Below are 19,798 nucleotides of genomic sequence, written 5' to 3'. Positions count from 1 at the left end.
GAGCCCCCCTGCGAGGCTTGCCGAAACCCGCTCCGCCCTGCTAGATGCGCCAATGATCACAAATCCCGGGCCTGCCCTTGTCAGAAAATGACTTCATCCCCGTCACGGTGCTCAAGCGCGACGCCTTTTCCGAGACCATCTCGGGGCATCTCGCACGTTCGCCCGAACGGCGACTGGCGCTGCGCAAGCTCGATGCCTTGCCGCTTTGGTCGCGCCCGATCGCCTGGTTCCTGGCCCGGCGCGAAGTGCGGGGTCTGCGCGCTGTGCGGGGCATCGAAGGCTGTCCGGAATTGTTACGCTATGACCGCACCGGGATTTTGCGCGAATGGTCAGAGGGCACGCCACTGCATCTGGCACGCCCCTCCGAAGCCCTCTTCTATCGCGATGCCAAGCGGCTGCTGCGCGAGATGCGCCGGCGCGGCGTCACACACAACGACATTGCCAAGCCGCAGAACTGGCTTTGCCGGCCAGACGGTGGCGCTGCTGTCATCGATTTTCAGCTTGCCTCGGTGCATCGACGGCGCGGCGCCCTGTTCCGCACCATGGCGCGCGAGGATCTGCGCCATCTGCTGAAGCAGAAGCGGGCCTATGCGCCGGATCTGCTTACCCCTGCCGAGCGCACCATGCTCAATCACAAGGCCGTCCCGACCCGCATCTGGATGGCCACCGGCAAGTTGCTCTATAACTTCATCACCCGGCGGCTGCTCGACTGGTCCGACGGTGAGGGCACAGAGGACCGGATCGAGAGCGACGGTGCCGAGATCACCCGGATCCTCAGCGCGCACCCCCGTATCACCACGCATGTGCTGACCAATTTCGCTCTGCCCGGCAAGGGCGTCGGCCTTTACACCTTTGCCGAAACCGATCTTTCCCAGGAGGAGCTGCGCGCGCTTGTGCCCGAGTCCCTGTCGGAAAAGGTGCAGCCGGTCGTCTGTCTGCCGCGCAGCGCCAGTGGCTCGGTGCGGCTGGATGTGCTGTCGCTGGTCGCTGCAAACCGTCTGGACGAGCTGGAAGAGATGCGCCGCGCCGATGCGGCCCTGTCGGTCGAGCTGGGCCAGATCCTGCCCGGACGGCAAAACCTGACGGACCGTATCCTGCGCAAGTGACACCGACACATCGCCAATTGTGATGATTTGGCTTTATAAATTCATTACCCGTTATGCCGTAGACCCTCTAGCGTCCTGTCATCCCTGATCGCAGACGACGGAGCCCCCCATGACCCTGCAACGCATTTCAGCCTTCTGTCTGGGCCAGACCGGCGGCAATCCTGCCGGCGTCGTCATCGCGGACACTCTGCCGAGCCCGCAGCAGATGCAGTCCATCGCCCGCGAGGTCGGCTATTCCGAGACCGCTTTTGCCGCGCCCGACGGCGACGCCTGGCAGGTGCGCTATTTCTCACCCGAGGCCGAGGTCGCCTTTTGTGGCCATGCCACCATCGCGCTTGGGGCCGCCCTTGGCCAGCACCGCGGCGCCGGGCATTTCCGTCTCACTCTGGCGCAGGGCAGCATCACCGTCGACGCGCACCTGGCCGAGGGTCACTGGCAGGCCAGTCTGCGCTCTCCACCAACCTGGTCGCGCCCGCTGGCGAGGGATCTTCTGAGCAGGCTGACCGATCTCTTTGGTCTGACGACTGCGGACCTCGACCCCACCCTGCCGCCCCTGCTGGCCCATGCCGGGGTGCAGCACGCCATTCTGACCCTGCAAGAGCGCAGCCAGCTCTCCGCCATGGCCTATCCGTTCGAGGCCCTGCGCGATCTCATGCAGGCCGAGGGGCTGACCACTGTATCGCTGCTGCACATCACGTCTGACCTTGCCTTTGCCGCCCGCAACGCCTTTGCGATCGGCGGCGTGGTCGAGGATCCCGCGACAGGGGCCGCCGCCGCCGCGCTTGGCGGCGCGCTGGTCGATCTCGGCTGGCCTGCGCTGGTGGGCGGAGGCCGCTTCACCATCCGTCAGGGCGAGGATATGGACCAGCCCTCCCTGCTTGAGGTCGCCGTATCCGGCCTTCCGCACGCGCCGGTTCAGGTCAGCGGCGCGACCCGTCTGATCGACGACTGAGCCGATTTCGCACCGTTCAGTTACCGTTCAGATACCGACCGGATACCGACATCGCACTTCGGCCCTGTCGAGGGTATCGCAGCGCCCTCCGGCGCAGCCCTTCAGAACGGCGATTTGGAGCGGAATTTTTGCCCCGCGCCGCCGTCGGGATGCAGCAGCCGGATCTCTTCGGAGTGCAGCATCAGACGAGGGTGGTCGCGCGCCGCGCCGCTGGCATAGAACGGGTCGCCCAGGATCGGATGGCCCATCGCCAGCATATGCACCCGCAGCTGGTGCGAGCGCCCGGTATGGGGGAACAGCCGCACGCGGGTTTCGCCCTCAGGCCCCGCCGCGCCATAGCTTTTGACCTTCCAGTCGGTGACCGCCGCGCGACCGTTTTCATGGTCGATCTTTTGCAGCGGCCGGTTCTCCCAATCAACGATAATCGGCAGATCGACGGTGCCGGCCTTAGGCTCCAACTTGCCATAAAGCCTTGCATAGTAAGTCTTTTTGATCCGGCGATGCTCAAACTGCAACCCCAGGTGACGCTGCGCATGGCGCGACAGGGCAAAGACCATCACGCCGCTGGTGTCGCGGTCCAGACGGTGCACCAGCAGGGCGTTGGGAAAGGCCGACTGAATGCGGCTCAGCAGGCAATCCGCCAGATGATCGCCCTTGCCGGGGACCGAGAGCAGCCCGGCAGGCTTGTCCACGATCAGCAGTTCGTGGTCCTCGTGGATCACGGTCAGGGGCACGTCCGGGGGGCTATATTCGCTCGACATATGCGGGTGATAGACCTTGCCCCGTCCCGCGTAAATGGCTCAGGCAGATTTGTCGGGGCCGGGCTCTATGTCGTAGTAGTCGCCCTTGTCACCACAATATATATGCTTGGAAGTGGTGAGTCCGCTGTCGCCGTCGATGGTCCCCGACCCAATGGAGGTCATCCCCTCGCCCTCCATCTGCCAGAAGATCGACGACCCGCAGGCGTTGCAGAACCCGCGCCGCGCCTGGGGCGAGCTCTGGTACCAGGCCAGCGTGTCAGCGCGGATCATCTCAAGCGCCTCGGTCGGCACCTGCGTCGCCGACCAGTAGTGCCCAGAGGTCTTGCGGCATTGCGTGCAATGGCAGGCGACAGAGGCACGCGGCGCGGCCTCGGTCTGCCAGGAGATCCCGCCGCAGAGGCATGATCCTTTCAGCATATTTTCAGGCCTTCCCGTTGGTTTGCATGGTTTTTTCGCCCGTCGTCATGGTCGTCCACAAAAGACGCTGTGCAGAATTTCTTCCAGCTGGCGGGCATCCTCGGGCGTGAAGGCATCGGGCTGATTGCTGTCGATATCCAGCACGCCAATCACGGCACCGGAGCCGTTGCGCACCGGGATCACCAGTTCAGACCGGGTGCTGCTGGCGCAGGCGATATGGCCCGGAAAGGCGTCGACATCGGGCACCAGCTGGGTTTCGCCACTGCGCGCGGCCGCCCCGCAAACCCCTCTGTCGAAAGGGATTTTCAGGCAGCCGTGGCCCCCCTGATAGGGCCCGATCTTCAGCAGGCCCGGCTCAGTCACCCGGTAGAACCCGGTCCAGTCGAAACGGTCGTCGCTATGGTGCAGCTCGCACGCCAGCGTGGCCATCAGCGCAACCTCGTCGCTCTCGCCTTCGGTCAGTGAGGCGACGGTCGCCGCGAGGCTAGAATAATCAGGCATATCAGTCCTTTCCGAGGCGCGTCAGGGGCGCTCAATCGCGATGGCAGTACCTTCGCCGCCACCGATGCAGATCGCCGCAATACCCCGTTTCAGATCATGGCGTTCCAGCGCATGCAACAGCGTCACGATGATCCGCGCGCCAGAGGCGCCGATCGGATGACCCAGGGCGCAGGCGCCGCCGTGGATATTTACCACATCGCGCCCCAGACCCATCTCGTGCATGAAGGCCATGGGGACGACGGCAAAGGCCTCGTTCACCTCCCACAGGTCGACATCCGCCACGGACCAACCGAGCCTTTTCAACAGCTTGCGCGCCGCCGGTACGGGGGCCGTGGGGAAATCCTTCGGCGCCTGAGCGTGGCTCGCATGGCCCATGATGCGCGCCCGGATCGGCAGATCGCGCGCCCGCGCCGTGGCCCGCGAGGTCAGCACCAGAGCCGCAGCCCCATCGGAAATCGACGAGGAATTGGCCGCCGTCACCGTCCCGTCCTTGCGAAACGCGGGCTTGAGCTGGGGGATCTTTTCGGGCCGCGCCGTGCCGGGCTGCTCATCCTCGACCACAGTGCTGTCGCCCCTGTGCGAGGGCACGACAACCGCTGTAATCTCGGCCTCGAAGGCGCCCGAAGCCTGAGCTTCCAGCGCATTTGACAGCGATTTCAACGCGTAATCGTCCTGAGCCTCGCGGGTGAACTGAAAGGCCTCGGCGCAATCTTCGGCAAAGGTGCCCATCAGACGACCCTTGTCATAGGCGTCCTCAAGCCCGTCGAGGAACATGTGATCCACCGTTTGCGCATGGCCCAGCCGCGCCCCGCTGCGCATCGCAGGCAGCAGATAGGGGGCGTTGGTCATGCTCTCCATCCCGCCCGCAATCATGGTCGCGGCGTGACCGAGAGCGATCTGGTCATGCGCCATCATCGCCGCCTTCATGCCGGAGCCGCACATCTTGTTCAGCGTGGTGGCCGGAACCTCCTCGCCCAGACCGGCTGCAAAGCCTGCCTGCCGCGCCGGGGCCTGTCCCTGCCCGGCGGGCAGCACACAGCCCATAAGCACTTCATCCACCGTGGTAATTCCGGCACCACGCAGCGCAGCCGCAATCGCCGCGCCACCCAGGTTGGCCGCAGGAACCCCTGCAAAGACCCCCTGAAATCCCCCCATCGCCGTGCGGGCCGCGCCCGCGATGACAACCTCCTGCATCGCATCCTCCTGCATGTGCTGAACATGCATACCGAATGGTAAGGATTGCCGTCTAGTCTCTGTGCCAATCAACAACGCGCTGATGCCAGACTTGGGGAATACACGCAGAATGGATCTTACTTCGCGCCTTCAGGACGATGTCATGATCGTCACCGTCAACGCCCTGCGCATCGACGCCGCTGTCGCCATCCAGTTCAAGGACCAGATGCGTGCCGCTCTGGATGAGGCAAAGGGCCGCGTGGTGCTGGATCTCGCACAGGTGGAATTCGTCGATTCTTCAGGGCTCGGCGCAATTGTCGCCGCGATGAAGCAGATGCACGGCGGGGCCAAGCTGGAGCTTGCCGCTCTCCGCCCCAATGTCGACAAGGTATTTCGACTGACGCGCATGGATACGGTCTTTCCCATCCACCTAGCTGCAGAAGCCGCGGTGCACCCCCATGCCTCGTGAGGCTATCTCCGCGCCAACGAAACGCCCCGTTTTTCAGTTGCAGCGTGACATTCGCATCAGCTTTCCCAGCACGTCCCTCTCGGTGCGTCGCGCGCTTGAGACTGTGATCGGCAGCCTTGCCGCGCTGTCCCTTGAGCCTGAGGAACTTGGAACGGTCGAGCTGGTTCTGGCAGAGGCCCTGAACAACGTCGTTGAGCATGCTTACGGAGAGGGCGAGCGTGGCTGGATCAGTCTGGAATGCGCGCATAGGCCTGACGGGCTGCACTTCACCATCCTTGACGAGGGCAAACCCATGCCCGACGGCATCGCCCCCATAGGTCTGCGCATCCCTCTGCCGGAGGAGTTGGACGCCCTGCCAGAAGGCGGATTTGGCTGGTTCCTGATTCAGGATCTTTCGCATGACGTGCAATATTTCCGGACTGGTGACATCAACAGGCTCAGCTTCCGCATCAATATCGGCGTCACGCTCCTGCCCAACTGACAGCCCCCGGACCGCTGGCAACTAGCGGATGGCGAGGGAGTTCTCTGGATCAAGTCGTGCGTGGCCTTGCGCTCATGCTCTCGGCAATCGCTTCATGGTTCGGCCATCATCCCTCAGAAAACCGAAAACCACTGCCTTGTCAGTGCGCCATACGCCTCCGCCGCATCGCGCCAAAGATCAGACCAAGACATCCTGCAATGATCTCTTGACCTTGCCCGCGCCTCCGCGCAGCCTCTGCTCGCTGAAAGAGGAGGCAACATGCGCGATTTTCAACTGCCGGGCCGATCGCCCATCTGGGCCGAGAATGGCATCTGCGCGACCTCGCACCCGATTGCGGCGCAGGTGGCCATCGACATCATGAAACGTGGCGGCAATGCGATGGACGCAGCCATCGCCGGGGCCGTGACCCTCGGCGTATGCGAACCCGCGATGTGTGGCCTTGCGGGCGATTGCTTTGTGCTGGTCAAGCCCGCCGGCTCGGATCAGGTTCTGGGGTTCAACGGCTCAGGTGCCGCGCCCGCTGGCGCCGACGCTCAGGCTTTGCGCGATGAGGGTCACACCAAGATCCCGACCGACAGCGCGCAGGCCGTCACTCTGCCCGGCGCGGTGCAGGCCTTTGATGCAATGTCCGCCGCCTGGGGCAAGCTGGGCCTCGCCGACAGCCTCGCCCCTGCCATCAGCTATTTTGAAACCGGGGTGCCCGTGCATTCCCGCGTCGCTTTTGACTGGGCGCAGTCCTTTCCCACGCTCAACCACACCGCCCGCGGGCATTTCCTGCCATGGGGCGCGCCACCCAAACCGGGTACCCGCTTCGACCTGCCGGGTCAGGCAGAGGTGCTGCGTCGCATCGCCCGCCACGGTGCCTCGGCGTTTTACGAGGGGGAGGTCGCCGAAGACATGCTCTCAGCCCTGCACGCCGCCGGCGGCAGTCACACGGCCGAGGATTTCGCCACTGTGAAAGGCCTGCAAACCACACCGATCAAGGGCGACTACAAGGGCGCAACCCTGTTTGAGCATCCGCCAAACGGCCAGGGTGCCACAGCAATTTTGATCCTGAACATCCTGTCGCATTTCGATCTGGCGAGCCTCGACCCCTTTGGGGCTGACCGCGCGCATCTTGAGGCCGAAGCGGCCAAGCTTGCCTATGACGCGCGCAACGATCTGATCGCCGACCCGGCCCATGCCAGCGGCGCGCAGATGCTTGATCCGGCGTTCGCGGCGCAACTTGCGGCCCGCATCGATCCCAAACGCGCCCGCAGCGCGACGACCAAGCCCGAGGGCCAGCCGCATCGCGACACGGTCTATATCACCGTGGTCGACAAGGATCGCATGGCCGTTTCGCTGATCTATTCGGTGTTCATGCCCTTCGGTTCCGGTATCGGGACGTCGAAGTTCGGATTGCTGCTGCACAATCGCGGGTGCGGCTTCACCCTGACGCCGGACCACGCGAACACGCTCGCCCCCGGTAAGAGGCCCATGCATACGATCATTCCGGGCATGCTGGCTGAAAACGGCGTACCCAACATGCCGTTCGGTGTGATGGGTGGCCAATATCAGGCGGCGGGACATGCCCGTTTCGTCACAAATTTGCGTGATTACGGCCTCAGCCCGCAGGAAGCGATCGATGCGCCACGGTCTTTCCCCGAGGCTGGCTCGCTTCAGTTGGAACGTGGCTATGCTGCTGGGGTGCACGCGGAGCTCGCCGCACGCGGGCACGCGGTCGTCACCCCAGCCGGCCCGATTGGCGGCGCGCAGGCGATCCGGATTGATGCGAACGGATTTCTGGAGGCAGGGTCAGACCCGCGCAAGGACGGCTGCGCGATCGGCTATTGACCACGCTGGCGAAGGCCGCCCCGCGCGGCCTTCCCACGTCAGTTCAACTGGAAGTGCAGAGGATAGGCGCCATCCTCAAATGGGCCAAAAAGATCAGGGATATCAGGGTGATCTACAGGCTCACCCGAGCTGTCCTCGACCAGGTTCTGTTCCGAGACATAGGCCACATAATAGCTCTGATCGTTCTCGGCCAACAGGTGATAAAACGGCTGTTCGCGCGCAGGACGACTGTCTTCGGGAATGGCGTCATACCATTCCTCGGTGTTGCTGAATTCCGGATCGACGTCAAAAATCACCCCACGAAAGGGGTGCTTCTTGTGTCGCACGATCTGGCCCAGATGATATTTAGCTTTCGTTGTCAGCATCGTCTTGCAGCCCATGGCCCCCACTACTAACGTCAAACACCGCAGCTTGTCCAACGCCCTACTATAATATTCAGGAAACAGAGTGTGAACCTCGTCCTTACAGTTCTCGAGATTGTCGCGCCTGTTTTCCTGCTGGCCACCATCGGATATATCTGGGTCCGTATGGGGGTCGAATACAAGGTCGAATTCGTCACCCGTCTGGCGATGACCCTGTCTGTGCCCTGTCTGATCTTCACCGCCCTGATGCGGACCGAGATTGACCCTGTCGCGCTGACCACCCTGTCTCTGGCTGCGGCCGTCGGCTACGGTGTTCTGACCGCTGTGACCGCCATCGCACTTTGGGTCTTTCGACTCGACATGCGGACATACCTCGCTCCACTGATCTATGGCAATACCGGCAATCTCGGTCTGCCGCTGGCTATGTTCGCCTTTGGTGAGGCCGGGCTGGGCTACGCGGTGATCGTCTTTGCCATCATGGCACTGTGGAACTTTACCTTCGGGATCTGGGTGGTGTCGGGCGGCGGGTCAGTCCTGCGTGCGCTGCGCGAACCGCTGCTGTGGGGCACCATCCTCGGAGGGATTTTTCTGTGGCAGGGCTGGGAAACGCCGCGTTTCCTGACCAATACGCTGGAGCTTGTCGGCCAGATTGCCATTCCGATCATGCTGATCACCCTTGGCGTCGCCGTAGCCCGCCTGACACCGGGGCGCATGGTCCTCGCAGTCGGGCTGTCGGCGCTGAAGCTGGTGCTCTGCGTCGGGATTGCCTGGGGCGTGGGGACGTTCTTTAAGCTTGAACCGGTCGCCCTCGCCGTCCTGATCCTGCAGATTTCGACCCCGGTCGCCGTGACCTCCTACCTGCTGGCCGAGAAATATGGCGCCGATGCGCAGGCCGTTGCGGGCCTTGTCGTCGCCTCGACCCTTATGTCGGTGGCGGCAATCCCCGTATTGCTGGCAATTCTGCTTTAGCATCACAGCTTTGTCGGTTTCGCTATTACACGGCTTCGTGTACGCTAATTGAAAAACCGAGCAGATAAAAAAACGAGAGACATATGGGCAGAAAGCTATTCGCGCTGCTGATCGTGATGCTTGTCGCTTCTTGCGGCAGTCGCGATACAACGGCGCCGCGCAATCTGGATGATGCGTGTTCCATCCTATCCGAACGTCCCCACTATCGCCGTGCCTTCAAGAAGGTTGAGCGTCGCTGGGGGGTTCCGACGAACGTCATGATGGCCGTCATGCATCAGGAAAGTAAGTTCATCGGCAATGCGCGCACACCGCATCGCTACATGCTGGGGATCATCCCGATGGGCCGGCAGAGTTCGGCCTATGGCTATAGCCAGGCGCTGGATTCCACCTGGGATGACTATCGCGAACAGACCAGCAGCCGTCGCGCACGGCGCACAGATATCGACGATGCCGCTGATTTCATGGGCTGGTACATGTCCGGCACGACCAAGCGCATCGGCATTCCGCTGACGGATGCGCGCAACCAGTACCTCGCCTATCACGAAGGGCGCACGGGCTATCTGCGCGGCAGCCACAACAACAAATCCTGGTTGCTGTCGGTGTCGCAACGCGTCGCTGTCCGCTCGGATCTCTACGCGAAACAGCTGCCCTACTGCCGCTAACGCAAAAGGCCCGATCATCAGGCGTGATGATCGGGCCTTTTTATTGGGTTAGCCGCGTCCTCAGCGGCCTGAGTCACCAACCGAACCGGTCCCCGTGAACAGCGTTCCCGGCAGGTTCATGCCAGTGCGCAGCTCACCAAGCGCGATCGTCGTCTGGCCACCGGAGTCGTCATGCACGACCCACTGGCGCAGTTCGACCGGATTGTCGGTGAACACCATTTCGATAAAGCCATATTCCGGATGCGCCGGATCCTGCGCCCGTACCACTGTCGAGGGCCCCTGCTCCCGGTGAGAGGTCACCATATTGGCACGCCCTAGATCAACATTCTTGTCCAGGATGATGGACAGCGGAGTGCGGCTCAGCGGATAGGTTTCGGTGCTTTTTGTCTTCGGGTCGTAGATCTTGACCGCGCCGGCACCGGCCAGAACCAGCGCTGCTTGCGGCGGGTCATACTCAAACCGCATCCGCCCGGGCCGCTTGATGTACAGCGTTCCGGTCGAAACCGAATTGTCGCTGGCAATCTGGGTGAACTTTGCCTCGGCGGTCGTCATGCCGTTGAGGTACTTTGAAATCGCGTTGAGCGAGATCGGATCAGCCATGGCAGGCAGCGCCATGGCGACAACCGTCGCGGTTACAGCGGCGGTCATTGTGGCGGCGGGCGCTAGAAGGCGGGTCAGTCTGTTCATAACAGGGATGTAGTCTCCGGCAGCGGTCCATTCCAGCACCGAACGATCACAGAGCCGTCACAGTTCCACTTTAACCGGCAAAGCCTCGCCGAAAGTGCAGCGCGAGGGGGCCCTAAAGCCCCCTCACACGTCTCACTGTTCCGGGATCAGCACTTCGCGCTTGCCAACATGGTTGGCGGAGGACACGACGCCCTCGTCCTCCATCTGTTCAACCAGACGCGCCGCCTTGTTGTAGCCGATGGCCAGCTTGCGCTGGATGTAGGAGGTGGAGCACTTGCGATCCTTGATCACGATGCCAACCGCCTGATCATACAGCGCATCTTCGCCGTTGGTATTGCCGCCGGTGGACAGGCCCAGCACCGCGTCGATGTCATCGGCCTTGTCGTCCTCGGGGCCCTCGACCACGCCACCGATATAGGACGGCGGACCGTAGCCCTTGAGGTGGTTGACGATCTCTTCGACCTCCTCATCGGACACGAACGGGCCGTGGCAGCGGGTGATCTTGGCGCCACCGGCCATGTAGAGCATGTCGCCCATGCCCAGCAGCTGTTCGGCCCCCATTTCGCCCAGGATCGTACGGCTGTCGATTTTGGAGGTCACCTGGAAGGAAATCCGGGTCGGGAAGTTCGCCTTGATGGTGCCGGTGATGACGTCGACCGAAGGACGCTGCGTTGCCATGATCAGGTGGATACCCGAGGCCCGCGCCATCTGCGCCAGACGCTGGATGCAGGCCTCGATCTCTTTGCCCGCGACCATCATCAGGTCCGCCATTTCGTCGACGATGACGACGATATAGGGCATCTTCTCGGGCTTGATCTCTTCGGTCTCGAACACCGGATCGCCGGTGCCGTCGTCAAAGCCGGTCTGCACGGTGCGGCTGAACATCTCGCCCTTGTCGATCGCGTCCTGCACCCGGCCATTGTAGCCGTCGATGTTGCGCACGCCCATCTTGGACATCTTGCGATAGCGGTCCTCCATTTCGGCGACGGTCCATTTCAGGGCCACGACGGCCTTCTTCGGATCGGTCACAACGGGGGACAGCAGGTGCGGGATGCCGTCATAGACCGACAGCTCCAGCATCTTCGGGTCGATCATGATCAGGCGGCATTCCTCCGGCGTCAGCCGATAGAGCAGCGACAGGATCATCGTGTTGATCGCCACGGATTTACCCGAGCCGGTGGTCCCTGCGATCAGCAGGTGGGGCATCTTGGCAAGGTTCGCAATCATCGGCTCGCCGCCGATATCCTTGCCGAGCGCGAGGGGCAGTTTCATGTGCGTATCGCCAAAGTCGCGCGCCGCAAGGATCTCGCGCAGCACGACCTTTTCGCGGGTCTCGTTCGGCAGTTCGATCCCGATGACCGAGCGGCCCGGCACGGTCGAAACACGCGCCGACAGCGCCGACATCGAGCGCGCGATATCATCCGCCAGACCGATCACGCGGCTGGCCTTCAGGCCCGGCGCAGGCTCAAGCTCGTACATCGTCACCACGGGACCGGGACGGACCGAGACGATCTCGCCCTTGACGCCGTAATCATCCAGCACGTTTTCCAGCATCCGGGCGTTGTCTTCCAAAGCCTCGTCCGACAGGTGCAGGCGCTGGATGTTTTCCGGGTTGGTCAGCAGGCTGAGCGGCGGCAGGTCATAATGGACCTTCTCCGGCTCCTGATAGGTCCGAGGGGCGGGTTCGGGCGCACGCGCGGCCACCTGCGGCGCGGCCACGGGGGGGCGCGGCACGGCAGGGGAGGGGGGGACGCTTTCGGGGGCAAAGGCCTTGGTGTGGGTATGATCGTCCGCAATCCCGGGCTCGGGCGCGCCATAGTCATCGCCAAAGGCCGAGGCCTCCTCGTCCAGCCAGGCCGGGTCCTCGTCATCGTTTCGATAGGCGCCGCGCAGCACGCGGGGGCCAGATGTTTCGCGGGTGTCGACGGGCTGAGGTGGCGGAGCGACCAATGCCTCATCGGCGTAGGTCTCTGTGCTGTAGTCGGCCTCATACTCCGCATCGAGATCGACGAAAGGCTCGTCCGTCTCGTAGTCCGCTTCGATCTCGGGCTCTGCCGCATAGGCAGACACTTCGTCGGGATAGGGGTAGGCCGCGTGGCGCGGGTCAGCAGCTCCCACAGCGCGCGGGGCACTGCGAAGCGCGGCGACGGGCGGTGGCGGCGCAAAGGGGCGCGCGGGCTGCGACGCCGAGGTCAGCGGCGGCTCGGTGCGCGTCGGGCTGACGATCAGCGGGGCGGGACGACGCGGACGGTTGCCCTGCGGCTGTGCCTGCTCTGCCGGCTGAACCGAGCGGATGACGGGTACAGAGCGCGCGCGCGAGCGGACGACATCGGCGATCTTGGCCTGGATGCGCTGATTTTCGGGCACGCTGGGATCATGACCATAGGGCATATGCGCAACGGGCTTGCTCACAACCAGCTCATCCGGGGGCATATCGGCGGGGTCCGCGCGCCGCTTCAGACCGTTCGACAGACGCCCCAGCAAACGCGAGCGTGGCTCGGGCTTCGGTTCGGGCAGCTGTTGTTCGTAGGCTTGCGACAGGGCGTAGTCCTGTTCGTCCTCCTCATCATACAGCGGCATATCGGGCGAGGCCCAGGGGTCTTCCTCCCAGTCCTGCTGGACGGTGGGATCGTCGTAGAAGGCGCCCTGAGTGCGTTCCGCGCGCACGGCCCGGCGGCGTTCCAGATGATCGCGCCCGCGACCTGCGGCATGGGTGGCGGCACTGCCAGCGGCGCGCATCGTACCAGCGGCACCACGACCCAGCACCTTCAGCACCATGGCGTAAAGCAGGACAAGGCCCAGCACCATCAGGCGGAACATGCGGCGAAGCTCATACACGGTGAAGCCCATGACCCACAGACCCAGCACGGCAGAGCCAAGGCCCAGACCAACCGCCAGCAGACGGATGGCCGTGTCGATGGGCAGCGGCAGCAGGCCCATCAGGGCACCAAGCGCGGTATCCCCGAACAACCCGCCAAGACCAAAGGCATGCGGCCACTCGGCCCCGGTGTTCAGCGTCCCGGCATAGACCGCCACAGCCGCGACGAACACCGGTGCAAAGACAAGGCGGCCGACAGGGCCTTCGTCCGCGAAATGCAGACCGAAGCGCAGGCCCCAGACGATAGAGAGCGCGGCAATCGCCCAGCCCCCGGCACCGATCACCATGATCATCGGCGCAGCGATCGAGGCGCCGAACCGGCCCAGCCAGTTCTGCACCGGCGCATCGCTGGCCGACATCCACGACGGGTCCGCCGGCGTGTAGCTGTAGAGCAGAGCGGCAACCATCAGCCCGAAGACCAACAGCATCAGCCCGATCAGTTCCTTGCCGCGCTTTTCCAGTGCCTCTTGCATGGTGCTGTCAAAAAGCGGGTCGCGTCCCTTGGTCTGAAATGCCATGTCGCCTCCTCGTTACCTGTACAGACAGTCGCGCAGGCTGATCAGCCCGGCCACCATCGCGTCTTTTGGGGCCACCATGGCGACCCGGACATATCCTGCGCCGGGGTTATGGCCCCCAACGTCGCGGCTGAGATAGGCGCCCGGCAAAACCCTGACCCCCGTCTGTTGCCAAAGCTTCAGCGCCGCCGCCTCTCCGTCCGCCACGGGCAGCCAGAGGAAGAACCCCGCCTCGGGCCCCTGATACCCCGGCACGCCATTCAGCACGGCGTCGGCGGCAGCGTATTTCTCGTTGTAGAGACGACGGGATTCGATCACGTGATCCTCGTCCGCCCAGACCCGTTCGGACACGCGCTGCAGCGGCAATGGCAGCGGGGCCCCGGAATAGGCGCGCAGCTGCTTCAGACGGCGCAGGCTTTCCGGCCCGCCCGCCACGAAGCCCGAGCGCAAACCCGGCAGGTTGGAGCGTTTCGAGAGCGACTGAAAGATCAGAACCCGCTCAGGATCGACGCCCATGTCCTGTGCGACCTGAAGCGCACCGACCGGCGGCGTGTCGCGGTAAACCTCGGAGTAGCATTCGTCCGAGAAGACCTGAAAATCGTACTTTTCCGCCAGCGCCAGAAGGTCGCGCAGGTACCCCTCGGGCGCGACGGCACCCTGCGGGTTGGTCGGCGAACAGATATAGGCCGCGACGGTACGGTTCAGGATATCTTCGGGCAGACCGGCGTAGTCGGGCAGAAACCCGGTTTCCTTCGTCGCGGGCACGAACACAGGCTCGGCCCCGACAGAAATCGCTGAGATCATATAGACTTGGTAGAAGGGATTCGGGATCAGAATGACCGGCCGCTTGCCGTTCTTCTGCTCCGGACACAGCGCCATGCCGACGTTGTAGAGCCCCTCACGCGTGCCATTCAGCGGCATGATCTGACGTTCCGGATCGACGCGGACGCCATAGCGGCGCGCAATCCAGTCAGAGATCGCACCGCGCAGCTCGGGGCTGCCCTCATTCGGGGGGTATTTCGCAAATTCAGCAGCAGAGGCGGACAGCACCTCGGGCACCCAGTCCGGAAACGGGTGCTTGGGTTCGCCGATGGTCATATGCACCACGTCTCCACCCGGCTCGTGATGATCGAGCAAGGCGCGCAAACGTGGGAACGCATATTCCGGAAGGTTCGAAAACCGCTCTGGAAACATATGGAAACTGCCTCTGAATACGGGATCGTTTCGCCCCGTTTGACAGCAGACTAGCGCAGAAATGCCCAAGCCGTCCAGTGGCATGGCTGTGTCATGGCCGGAAAGACACAGCCCTGTGGCCTCAGGACAATGCGGCCTCGGCGGCGACGGCGACACGGGCCAGCGCCTCCTCCTGCATCGGCTTGCCCATCAGTGTGATGCCGCAGCTTTTGTGCCCTGTCGGCAAGCTCACGGCAGGCAGATCCATCATGTTGCCAACCCGGGTATTGCGCAGCGCCAGCAGGTTTTCGGAGACGTAATAGGCGTCATCCGTCAACATCCGCTCAACATTCGGCGGCAGGATCGGCGCGGTCGGGCAGATCACCGCGTCAAAGCCGCCCATCTGGTCATTCCATTCCTTGCGCGCGGCGAACAGTTTCTCCCACGAGGCGACATATGTGGGGGCCGAGACCTTGGCCCCGGCGCGGAAGCGCTCAAGGATCTGAGGGAACATGACGTCGGGGTTGGCCTCGATGACATCCGCCCACAGCCCGTAGGCCTCAGACGCATAGAGGTACGCCGCGAGAGGCGAGGCGCGCTCCAGTGCGGCCGAGCGTACCGGCACCAGCTCCGCCCCGGCGTCGGCCAGACGCGCCTTGGCCTCCTCGAACGCGGCGAGAGGCTCGGGGCGGATGTCGGTCAGCACCTCCGTCTCCAGCACCCCGATGCGCAGGCCACGCAGGCTGGCGCCCGCCAGATCTGCGGCGGGTTTGCCCTCCAGCGCCGACAGCAGCAGCACTGCGTCCGCGACGGACCGGCAGAGCGGGCCGATGGTGTCGAACCGCTTGCACAGCGGCTGAACCCCATCGAGGCTGATCCGCCCCGAGGTCGTCTTGAAGCCGACAATATCGTTCCAGGCCGCAGGGATACGCACCGAGCCGCCGGTGTCAGAGCCAATGGCCGCCGCCGCCAGACCGAAAGCGACCGACGTGGCTGCCCCCGAAGACGACCCCCCCGGCGCCAACGCCGGATCGTTGACGTTCGGCGGAGTTGCCGTCACCGGGTTGATGCCGATGCCGGAAAACGCCAGCTCTGACATGTGCGTCTTGCCCAGACAGACGAGGCCCGCCTGGGTCGCATTGGCCAAAACGCGCGCATCAGCCTGAGGCGTGTGCCCCTTCAGCAAAGCCGAGCCTGCCTCCGTCGCAACGCCTGCCGAATCGAACAGGTCCTTCCAGCTGACCGGCACACCGTCCAAAGCATGCCGGCGCGTGCCGTTCTGCGCGCGTTTTGCGGCCGCCCCCGCCTCGGCCAGTGCGCGGTCATGGGTCACGCGGGCATAGATGCGGTCGCGGTACTCATGACCGTCGATGGCATCAAGGTAGACCTGCGTCAGCGCAACGGGGTCGATCGCCCCCTGCCCGATTGCCGCCCCCAAATCCGACGCCCGCCAGTTCAGCCAATCCCGATTGCCCATGCTCAAGCACCTGCCCTTGTCGCGCGAAGAGCCGCTCCGCGCTGAGTTTCCATTTGTGGCGAGGCTAGCGTCGGAAAGGCACATGGACAATCCCGCCCGCCCCCTCATATTGAGGGCCATGGAACATGATAGCGATCTTCTCATCGTCGGTGGCGGGCTGAATGGCCCGGCGCTTGCGCTTGCCGCTGCCCGTGCCGGGCTGAGCGCAACCGTGATCGACGCCCTGCCCCTAAGTGCCCGCAGCCAGAGCGATTTTGACGGTCGCTCCTATTCGCTGGCGCTCGCCTCCGTGCGGCTGCTGCGCGCGCTCGGGGTCTGGGACGCCGTTGCCGAGCACGCGCAACCGATGCTCGACATCAAGGTGTCCGACGGTCACGCAGGGCAAGGCGGCGCGCCTTTTTTCCTGCACTTCGATCACGCCGAGATCGAGGAAGGCCCGATGGGCCACATGGTCGAGGACCGCCACCTGCGCCGCGCCCTGCTCGACGCCGTCGCTGCCAACCCGTTGATTACACAGGTGAGTGGCGAGACAGTCACCGCGCAAGAGATCACCGCACAACACGCCGAAGTCACGCTGGCCTCGGGGCGCGCCCTGCGGGGCCGCGTGCTGATCGGCAGCGACGGGCGCGCCAGTGGCACCGCCCTGCGCGCCCGCATCAAGCGGCGCGGCTGGGGTTATGGGCAAACGGCACTGGTCTGTGCGATTGCCCATGAAAAACCGCACCACGGCGTCGCGCATCAGTTCTTCATGCCTGCCGGGCCGCTGGCGATCCTGCCTCTCAAGGGCAATGTCTCCTCGATCGTGTGGAGCGAGACGAGCGCCAATGCCGCCGCCATCCACGCCTTGTCGGATGACGAATATCTTGAGGCCCTGCGGCCCCAGTTCGGTGATTTTCTGGGCAAGATTTCCCTTGCGGGCAAACGCTTTACCTACCCCCTCGGCCTGTCGGTCTGCGAGCGGTTTTCGGGCCTGCGGCTGGCGCTGGTCGGCGATGCGGCGCATGGGATGCACCCGATTGCCGGTCAGGGGCTGAACGCCGGTCTGCGCGATGTCGCAGCTCTGGCGCAGGTGCTGAGCGAGGCACATATGCGCGGCGAAGACATCGGCGCGCTGGATGTGCTGGAGCGGTATCAGGAGTGGCGGCGTTTCGATACGGCCACGCTCGCCATGGCGACGGACCTAACCAACCGACTGTTTTCAAACGATAATCCGATTTTGCGGTTGGGTCGAGACCTTGGCCTCGGCGCGGTTGGCGCACTGCCGAAACTGCGGCGTGGCTTTATACGTGAGGCCGCCGGGCTGACCGGCGACCTGCCAGAGCTGATGCGCTGACTTAGTCCGCGGCCCGCAGGTCGCGGGCCTCGTCCACCAGCATGATCGGGATGCCGTTGCGGATCGGGAACGCCAGATGCGCAGCTTCCGAAATCAGCTCCTGACGCTCGGCATCATAGCGCAGGGTGGCGTGGGTCTGCGGGCAGACCAGCGCCTCGAGCATACGGCGGTCGAACAGCTGGGCTTGGGTCTCTTCGAGGTCGGTCATTGGATCATCTCCTGTCCGTCGCCGCCGCGCAGAGCGTATTCCAGCAGGGTCACCAGCGTTTCGCGACGGGTTTGCAAGGACGGCGCCTCAAGCAGCGCCTGTTTCTCTTCGGGGTCGAAATTCAGCAGCATAGACAAGGAGTTGATGAGAAGCTCATCATCCGCATCCTTCAGCGTATCCCAGTCCGTCGACAGGCCCTGATGTTCGAAATAGCGCGACAGAAGATCCATGAAGCTGCGGCGAGCAAAGCCGGGATCCAGCTCGCTCTCGCCCATGTCGATATCGAAGCCGTTCCAGTCGATCCGGAAGCGGCGATAGGGGGTAAAGCCGGTGACATCCTCGCCCACGCGAAAGCGCGAGATGCCGGTCAGGGTGATCATGTAGCGCCCGTCCTCGGTTTCCGAGAACTGCGTCAGGCGGCCGGCGCAACCGATCTGTTGCAGGCCGGTGCCGGGGCGACCGGGCACCTCGTTGGGCTGCACCATGCCGATCAGACGGTGCGGCGTTTTCAGACATTCCTCGAACATGGCGAGGTAGCGCGGCTCAAACAGGTGCAGCGGCAGCCTTGCCCGGGGCAGCAAGAGCGCGCCGGGCAAGGGAAAAATCGGGATGACGTCGGGCAGATCTGCGGGCTGTATCATGCCAAGGACTCTAGGCCACAAGCCGCGCCGGGAAAGACCCGATCAAGCGAAAATCAACGAGCTGAGCTTGCGACGTCCGTTCAGAGCAATCGGGTCCTGCGGCTTCAGCGCTTCAAAAATCGTGAAAAGCTGAGCCTTTGCAGCACCTTCGTTCCACTCGCGGTCACGGCGGAACAGTTCCAGCAGCTGATCCACGGCCTCCTGCACCTGCCCTGCGGCATGCAGCGCGAGGGCGAGGTCGAAGCGCGCCTGGTGGTCGGTCGGGTCGGCTTCGACCTGCGCGGCAAGCTCGGCCACCGGGCCGGCGTTGGCAGCCTGTTTGGCGAGCTCGATCTGGGCGTGGGCGGCCTCAAGTTCCGGCGCGGTCGAGATCTCGGCAGGGGCGCCGTTCAGCACGGCTTCGGCCTGATCGACATCGCCGAGGGCAAGGTGCGACCGCACCAGACCAGAGTAGGCGGCGACGCTGTTGGGATCTTCCTGCAGGATTGCCTCAAAGGTCTGGGCGGCGTCTTCGGCCGCGCCCTCAGTCAGCATTTCCTCAGCCGCTTCAATTGCTTGACCAAGACCGTCGTCTTCTTCGGGGGCCATCTTCGCCAGCTTTTCAACGAAGGCTTTCACCTCGGAGCCAGAGATCGCACCCTGAAATCCATCGACCGGTTTGCCTTCAAAAAAGGCATAGACGGTGGGGATCGACTGGATCTGCATCTGACCCGCGATGCCCTGATTTTCATCGACGTTGATCTTGGCCATCAGGACCTTGCCGCCCTGTGCGTTGACGGCCTCTTCCAGCTGCGGACCAAGGGTCTTGCAGGGGCCACACCACGGGGCCCAAAAGTCAACGATCACAGGCACTTGCTGAGAGGCTTCGACAACCTCCTGCATGAAGTTGGCCTCGTTGACGTCTTTGACATAGTTGCCCGCGGGGGCGGTGGTCTTGGTGCCGGTTCCAAGCTCGATCATGGCGGAACTCCCTTCAAATGCTTGGCCTCTATATGCACCTTGAGGGACGGTTTTCCAAGATGCCAGAGCGGTCGAGACTGCGCTTCGATTAACCTGCCCCCGCCGTGCCCGCAGGATTTGAGCAAGTGACTGAGTTAACGGCGAAAAGCGAGGTCGGTATCTGAACGGTATCGCGTCGGTATCCGGTCGGTGTCGTTTTCGGAGCCGGTGCGGAGGTTAACGGGGCGGGCGGTGAGGGTT

At 63.7% G+C, this 19,798-nt stretch carries 20 protein-coding genes; 8 read left to right on the top strand and 12 right to left on the bottom strand.

Annotated features, from left to right (window positions below; all coding sequences use genetic code 11):
- Positions 1–77 precede the first annotated feature (77 nt).
- Positions 78–1,106 carry a serine/threonine protein kinase gene (locus tag F3W81_RS16215; protein WP_193080245.1) on the top strand — a complete coding sequence of 343 codons (1,029 nt, stop codon included), beginning with the start codon at positions 78–80 and terminating at the stop codon, positions 1,104–1,106.
- Between the two features lie 109 nt (positions 1,107–1,215).
- Positions 1,216–2,058: a PhzF family phenazine biosynthesis protein gene (locus tag F3W81_RS16210; RefSeq protein WP_193080243.1), complete on the top strand. Its 843-nt coding sequence runs from the start codon at positions 1,216–1,218 to the stop codon at positions 2,056–2,058.
- Between the two features lie 101 nt (positions 2,059–2,159).
- Here F3W81_RS16210 and F3W81_RS16205 read toward each other — a convergent pair whose 3' ends face one another.
- Genes F3W81_RS16205 through F3W81_RS16190 form a run of 4 tightly spaced genes read right to left on the bottom strand, consistent with a single transcriptional unit; the run spans position 2,160 to position 4,931 of the window.
- Positions 2,160–2,819, bottom strand: a complete 660-nt coding sequence (locus tag F3W81_RS16205) for a pseudouridine synthase (RefSeq protein WP_193080241.1) — start codon at positions 2,817–2,819, stop codon at positions 2,160–2,162.
- Positions 2,820–2,858: 39 nt separating this feature from the next.
- On the bottom strand, positions 2,859–3,236 hold the full coding sequence (locus tag F3W81_RS16200; protein ID WP_193080239.1) for a GFA family protein: 378 nt from the start codon (positions 3,234–3,236) through the stop codon (positions 2,859–2,861).
- Between the two features lie 45 nt (positions 3,237–3,281).
- Complete coding sequence (locus F3W81_RS16195; RefSeq protein WP_193080238.1) at positions 3,282–3,737, bottom strand: GAF domain-containing protein; 456 nt, start codon at positions 3,735–3,737, stop codon at positions 3,282–3,284.
- Between the two features lie 21 nt (positions 3,738–3,758).
- A complete protein-coding gene (locus F3W81_RS16190; RefSeq protein WP_193080236.1) occupies positions 3,759–4,931 on the bottom strand; it encodes a thiolase family protein in 1,173 nt (390 codons plus the stop codon).
- A 109-nt stretch (positions 4,932–5,040) separates the two neighbouring features.
- Here F3W81_RS16190 and F3W81_RS16185 point away from each other — a divergent pair, with 109 nt between their 5' ends.
- The 3 genes from F3W81_RS16185 (at position 5,041) to F3W81_RS16175 (ending at position 7,693) form a co-directional block, all read left to right on the top strand.
- Positions 5,041–5,379, top strand: coding sequence for an STAS domain-containing protein (locus tag F3W81_RS16185; protein WP_193080234.1), 339 nt, complete (start codon positions 5,041–5,043; stop codon positions 5,377–5,379).
- Complete coding sequence (locus F3W81_RS16180) at positions 5,369–5,860, top strand: ATP-binding protein (protein WP_193080232.1); 492 nt, start codon at positions 5,369–5,371, stop codon at positions 5,858–5,860. The genes F3W81_RS16185 and F3W81_RS16180 overlap by 11 nt, the downstream gene beginning before the upstream one ends.
- 258 nt (positions 5,861–6,118) lie before the next feature.
- Positions 6,119–7,693, top strand: coding sequence for a gamma-glutamyltransferase family protein (locus F3W81_RS16175; protein WP_193080230.1), 1,575 nt, complete (start codon positions 6,119–6,121; stop codon positions 7,691–7,693).
- A gap of 38 nt (positions 7,694–7,731) precedes the next feature.
- Here F3W81_RS16175 and hspQ read toward each other — a convergent pair whose 3' ends face one another.
- Positions 7,732–8,058 carry a heat shock protein HspQ gene (gene hspQ / locus F3W81_RS16170; protein ID WP_193083953.1) on the bottom strand — a complete coding sequence of 109 codons (327 nt, stop codon included), beginning with the start codon at positions 8,056–8,058 and terminating at the stop codon, positions 7,732–7,734.
- Positions 8,059–8,142: 84 nt separating this feature from the next.
- Here hspQ and F3W81_RS16165 point away from each other — a divergent pair, with 84 nt between their 5' ends.
- A complete protein-coding gene (locus tag F3W81_RS16165) occupies positions 8,143–9,024 on the top strand; it encodes an AEC family transporter (RefSeq protein ID WP_193080228.1) in 882 nt (293 codons plus the stop codon).
- Positions 9,025–9,107: 83 nt separating this feature from the next.
- Positions 9,108–9,686 carry a transglycosylase SLT domain-containing protein gene (locus F3W81_RS16160; RefSeq protein ID WP_193080226.1) on the top strand — a complete coding sequence of 193 codons (579 nt, stop codon included), beginning with the start codon at positions 9,108–9,110 and terminating at the stop codon, positions 9,684–9,686.
- Between the two features lie 60 nt (positions 9,687–9,746).
- Here the strand turns inward: F3W81_RS16160 and F3W81_RS16155 are convergent, their stop codons facing one another.
- The 4 genes from F3W81_RS16155 to F3W81_RS16140 all read right to left on the bottom strand — a co-directional run bounded on the left by F3W81_RS16155 (position 9,747) and on the right by F3W81_RS16140 (position 16,416).
- On the bottom strand, positions 9,747–10,373 hold the full coding sequence (locus tag F3W81_RS16155) for a LolA family protein (RefSeq protein WP_193080224.1): 627 nt from the start codon (positions 10,371–10,373) through the stop codon (positions 9,747–9,749).
- Between the two features lie 132 nt (positions 10,374–10,505).
- Entirely contained in the window at positions 10,506–13,769 is a 3,264-nt protein-coding gene (locus F3W81_RS16150; protein ID WP_193080222.1) for a DNA translocase FtsK, read from the bottom strand.
- Between the two features lie 12 nt (positions 13,770–13,781).
- Positions 13,782–14,960 (bottom strand): aminotransferase class I/II-fold pyridoxal phosphate-dependent enzyme, encoded by a 1,179-nt coding sequence (locus F3W81_RS16145; protein WP_193080220.1) that lies wholly within the window; start codon positions 14,958–14,960, stop codon positions 13,782–13,784.
- Between the two features lie 121 nt (positions 14,961–15,081).
- Entirely contained in the window at positions 15,082–16,416 is a 1,335-nt protein-coding gene (locus F3W81_RS16140) for an amidase (RefSeq protein ID WP_193080218.1), read from the bottom strand.
- Positions 16,417–16,498: 82 nt separating this feature from the next.
- Here F3W81_RS16140 and F3W81_RS16135 point away from each other — a divergent pair, with 82 nt between their 5' ends.
- A complete protein-coding gene (locus tag F3W81_RS16135; RefSeq protein ID WP_193080217.1) occupies positions 16,499–17,749 on the top strand; it encodes a UbiH/UbiF/VisC/COQ6 family ubiquinone biosynthesis hydroxylase in 1,251 nt (416 codons plus the stop codon).
- A 1-nt stretch (position 17,750) separates the two neighbouring features.
- Here the strand turns inward: F3W81_RS16135 and F3W81_RS16130 are convergent, their stop codons facing one another.
- Genes F3W81_RS16130 through F3W81_RS16120 form a run of 3 tightly spaced genes read right to left on the bottom strand, consistent with a single transcriptional unit; the run spans position 17,751 to position 19,558 of the window.
- Positions 17,751–17,957, bottom strand: a complete 207-nt coding sequence (locus F3W81_RS16130) for a Trm112 family protein (RefSeq protein ID WP_193080216.1) — start codon at positions 17,955–17,957, stop codon at positions 17,751–17,753.
- Positions 17,954–18,598, bottom strand: coding sequence for an LON peptidase substrate-binding domain-containing protein (locus F3W81_RS16125; RefSeq protein ID WP_193080215.1), 645 nt, complete (start codon positions 18,596–18,598; stop codon positions 17,954–17,956). Before F3W81_RS16125 ends, F3W81_RS16130 begins: the two co-directional genes overlap by 4 nt.
- Positions 18,599–18,640: 42 nt before the next feature.
- Positions 18,641–19,558, bottom strand: a complete 918-nt coding sequence (locus F3W81_RS16120) for a thioredoxin family protein (protein WP_193080214.1) — start codon at positions 19,556–19,558, stop codon at positions 18,641–18,643.
- Positions 19,559–19,798: the final 240 nt, after the last annotated feature.

The organism is Pseudooceanicola spongiae (assembly GCF_014899185.1).
Lineage (GTDB): Bacteria > Pseudomonadota > Alphaproteobacteria > Rhodobacterales > Rhodobacteraceae > Pseudooceanicola > Pseudooceanicola spongiae.
The sequence above is the reverse complement of the archived record's forward strand: the minus strand, read 5'-3'. Positions and strand labels throughout refer to the sequence as shown.

Bases quoted from the DNA above. Each gene is read 5' to 3' on its own strand.
- F3W81_RS16210 (WP_193080243.1), top strand. From the start codon at position 1,216: ATGACCCTGCAACGCATTTCAGCCTTCTGTCTGGGCCAGACCGGCGGC.
- F3W81_RS16205 (WP_193080241.1), bottom strand. From the start codon at position 2,819: ATGTCGAGCGAATATAGCCCCCCGGACGTGCCCCTGACCGTGATCCAC.
- F3W81_RS16200 (WP_193080239.1), bottom strand. From the start codon at position 3,236: ATGCTGAAAGGATCATGCCTCTGCGGCGGGATCTCCTGGCAGACCGAG.
- F3W81_RS16195 (WP_193080238.1), bottom strand. From the start codon at position 3,737: ATGCCTGATTATTCTAGCCTCGCGGCGACCGTCGCCTCACTGACCGAA.
- F3W81_RS16190 (WP_193080236.1), bottom strand. From the start codon at position 4,931: ATGCAGGAGGTTGTCATCGCGGGCGCGGCCCGCACGGCGATGGGGGGA.
- F3W81_RS16185 (WP_193080234.1), top strand. From the start codon at position 5,041: ATGGATCTTACTTCGCGCCTTCAGGACGATGTCATGATCGTCACCGTC.
- F3W81_RS16180 (WP_193080232.1), top strand. From the start codon at position 5,369: ATGCCTCGTGAGGCTATCTCCGCGCCAACGAAACGCCCCGTTTTTCAG.
- F3W81_RS16175 (WP_193080230.1), top strand. From the start codon at position 6,119: ATGCGCGATTTTCAACTGCCGGGCCGATCGCCCATCTGGGCCGAGAAT.
- hspQ (WP_193083953.1), bottom strand. From the start codon at position 8,058: ATGCTGACAACGAAAGCTAAATATCATCTGGGCCAGATCGTGCGACAC.
- F3W81_RS16160 (WP_193080226.1), top strand. From the start codon at position 9,108: ATGGGCAGAAAGCTATTCGCGCTGCTGATCGTGATGCTTGTCGCTTCT.
- F3W81_RS16155 (WP_193080224.1), bottom strand. From the start codon at position 10,373: ATGAACAGACTGACCCGCCTTCTAGCGCCCGCCGCCACAATGACCGCC.
- F3W81_RS16150 (WP_193080222.1), bottom strand. From the start codon at position 13,769: ATGGCATTTCAGACCAAGGGACGCGACCCGCTTTTTGACAGCACCATG.
- F3W81_RS16145 (WP_193080220.1), bottom strand. From the start codon at position 14,960: ATGTTTCCAGAGCGGTTTTCGAACCTTCCGGAATATGCGTTCCCACGT.
- F3W81_RS16140 (WP_193080218.1), bottom strand. From the start codon at position 16,416: ATGGGCAATCGGGATTGGCTGAACTGGCGGGCGTCGGATTTGGGGGCG.
- F3W81_RS16135 (WP_193080217.1), top strand. From the start codon at position 16,499: ATGGACAATCCCGCCCGCCCCCTCATATTGAGGGCCATGGAACATGAT.
- F3W81_RS16130 (WP_193080216.1), bottom strand. From the start codon at position 17,957: ATGACCGACCTCGAAGAGACCCAAGCCCAGCTGTTCGACCGCCGTATG.
- F3W81_RS16125 (WP_193080215.1), bottom strand. From the start codon at position 18,598: ATGATACAGCCCGCAGATCTGCCCGACGTCATCCCGATTTTTCCCTTG.
- F3W81_RS16120 (WP_193080214.1), bottom strand. From the start codon at position 19,558: ATGATCGAGCTTGGAACCGGCACCAAGACCACCGCCCCCGCGGGCAAC.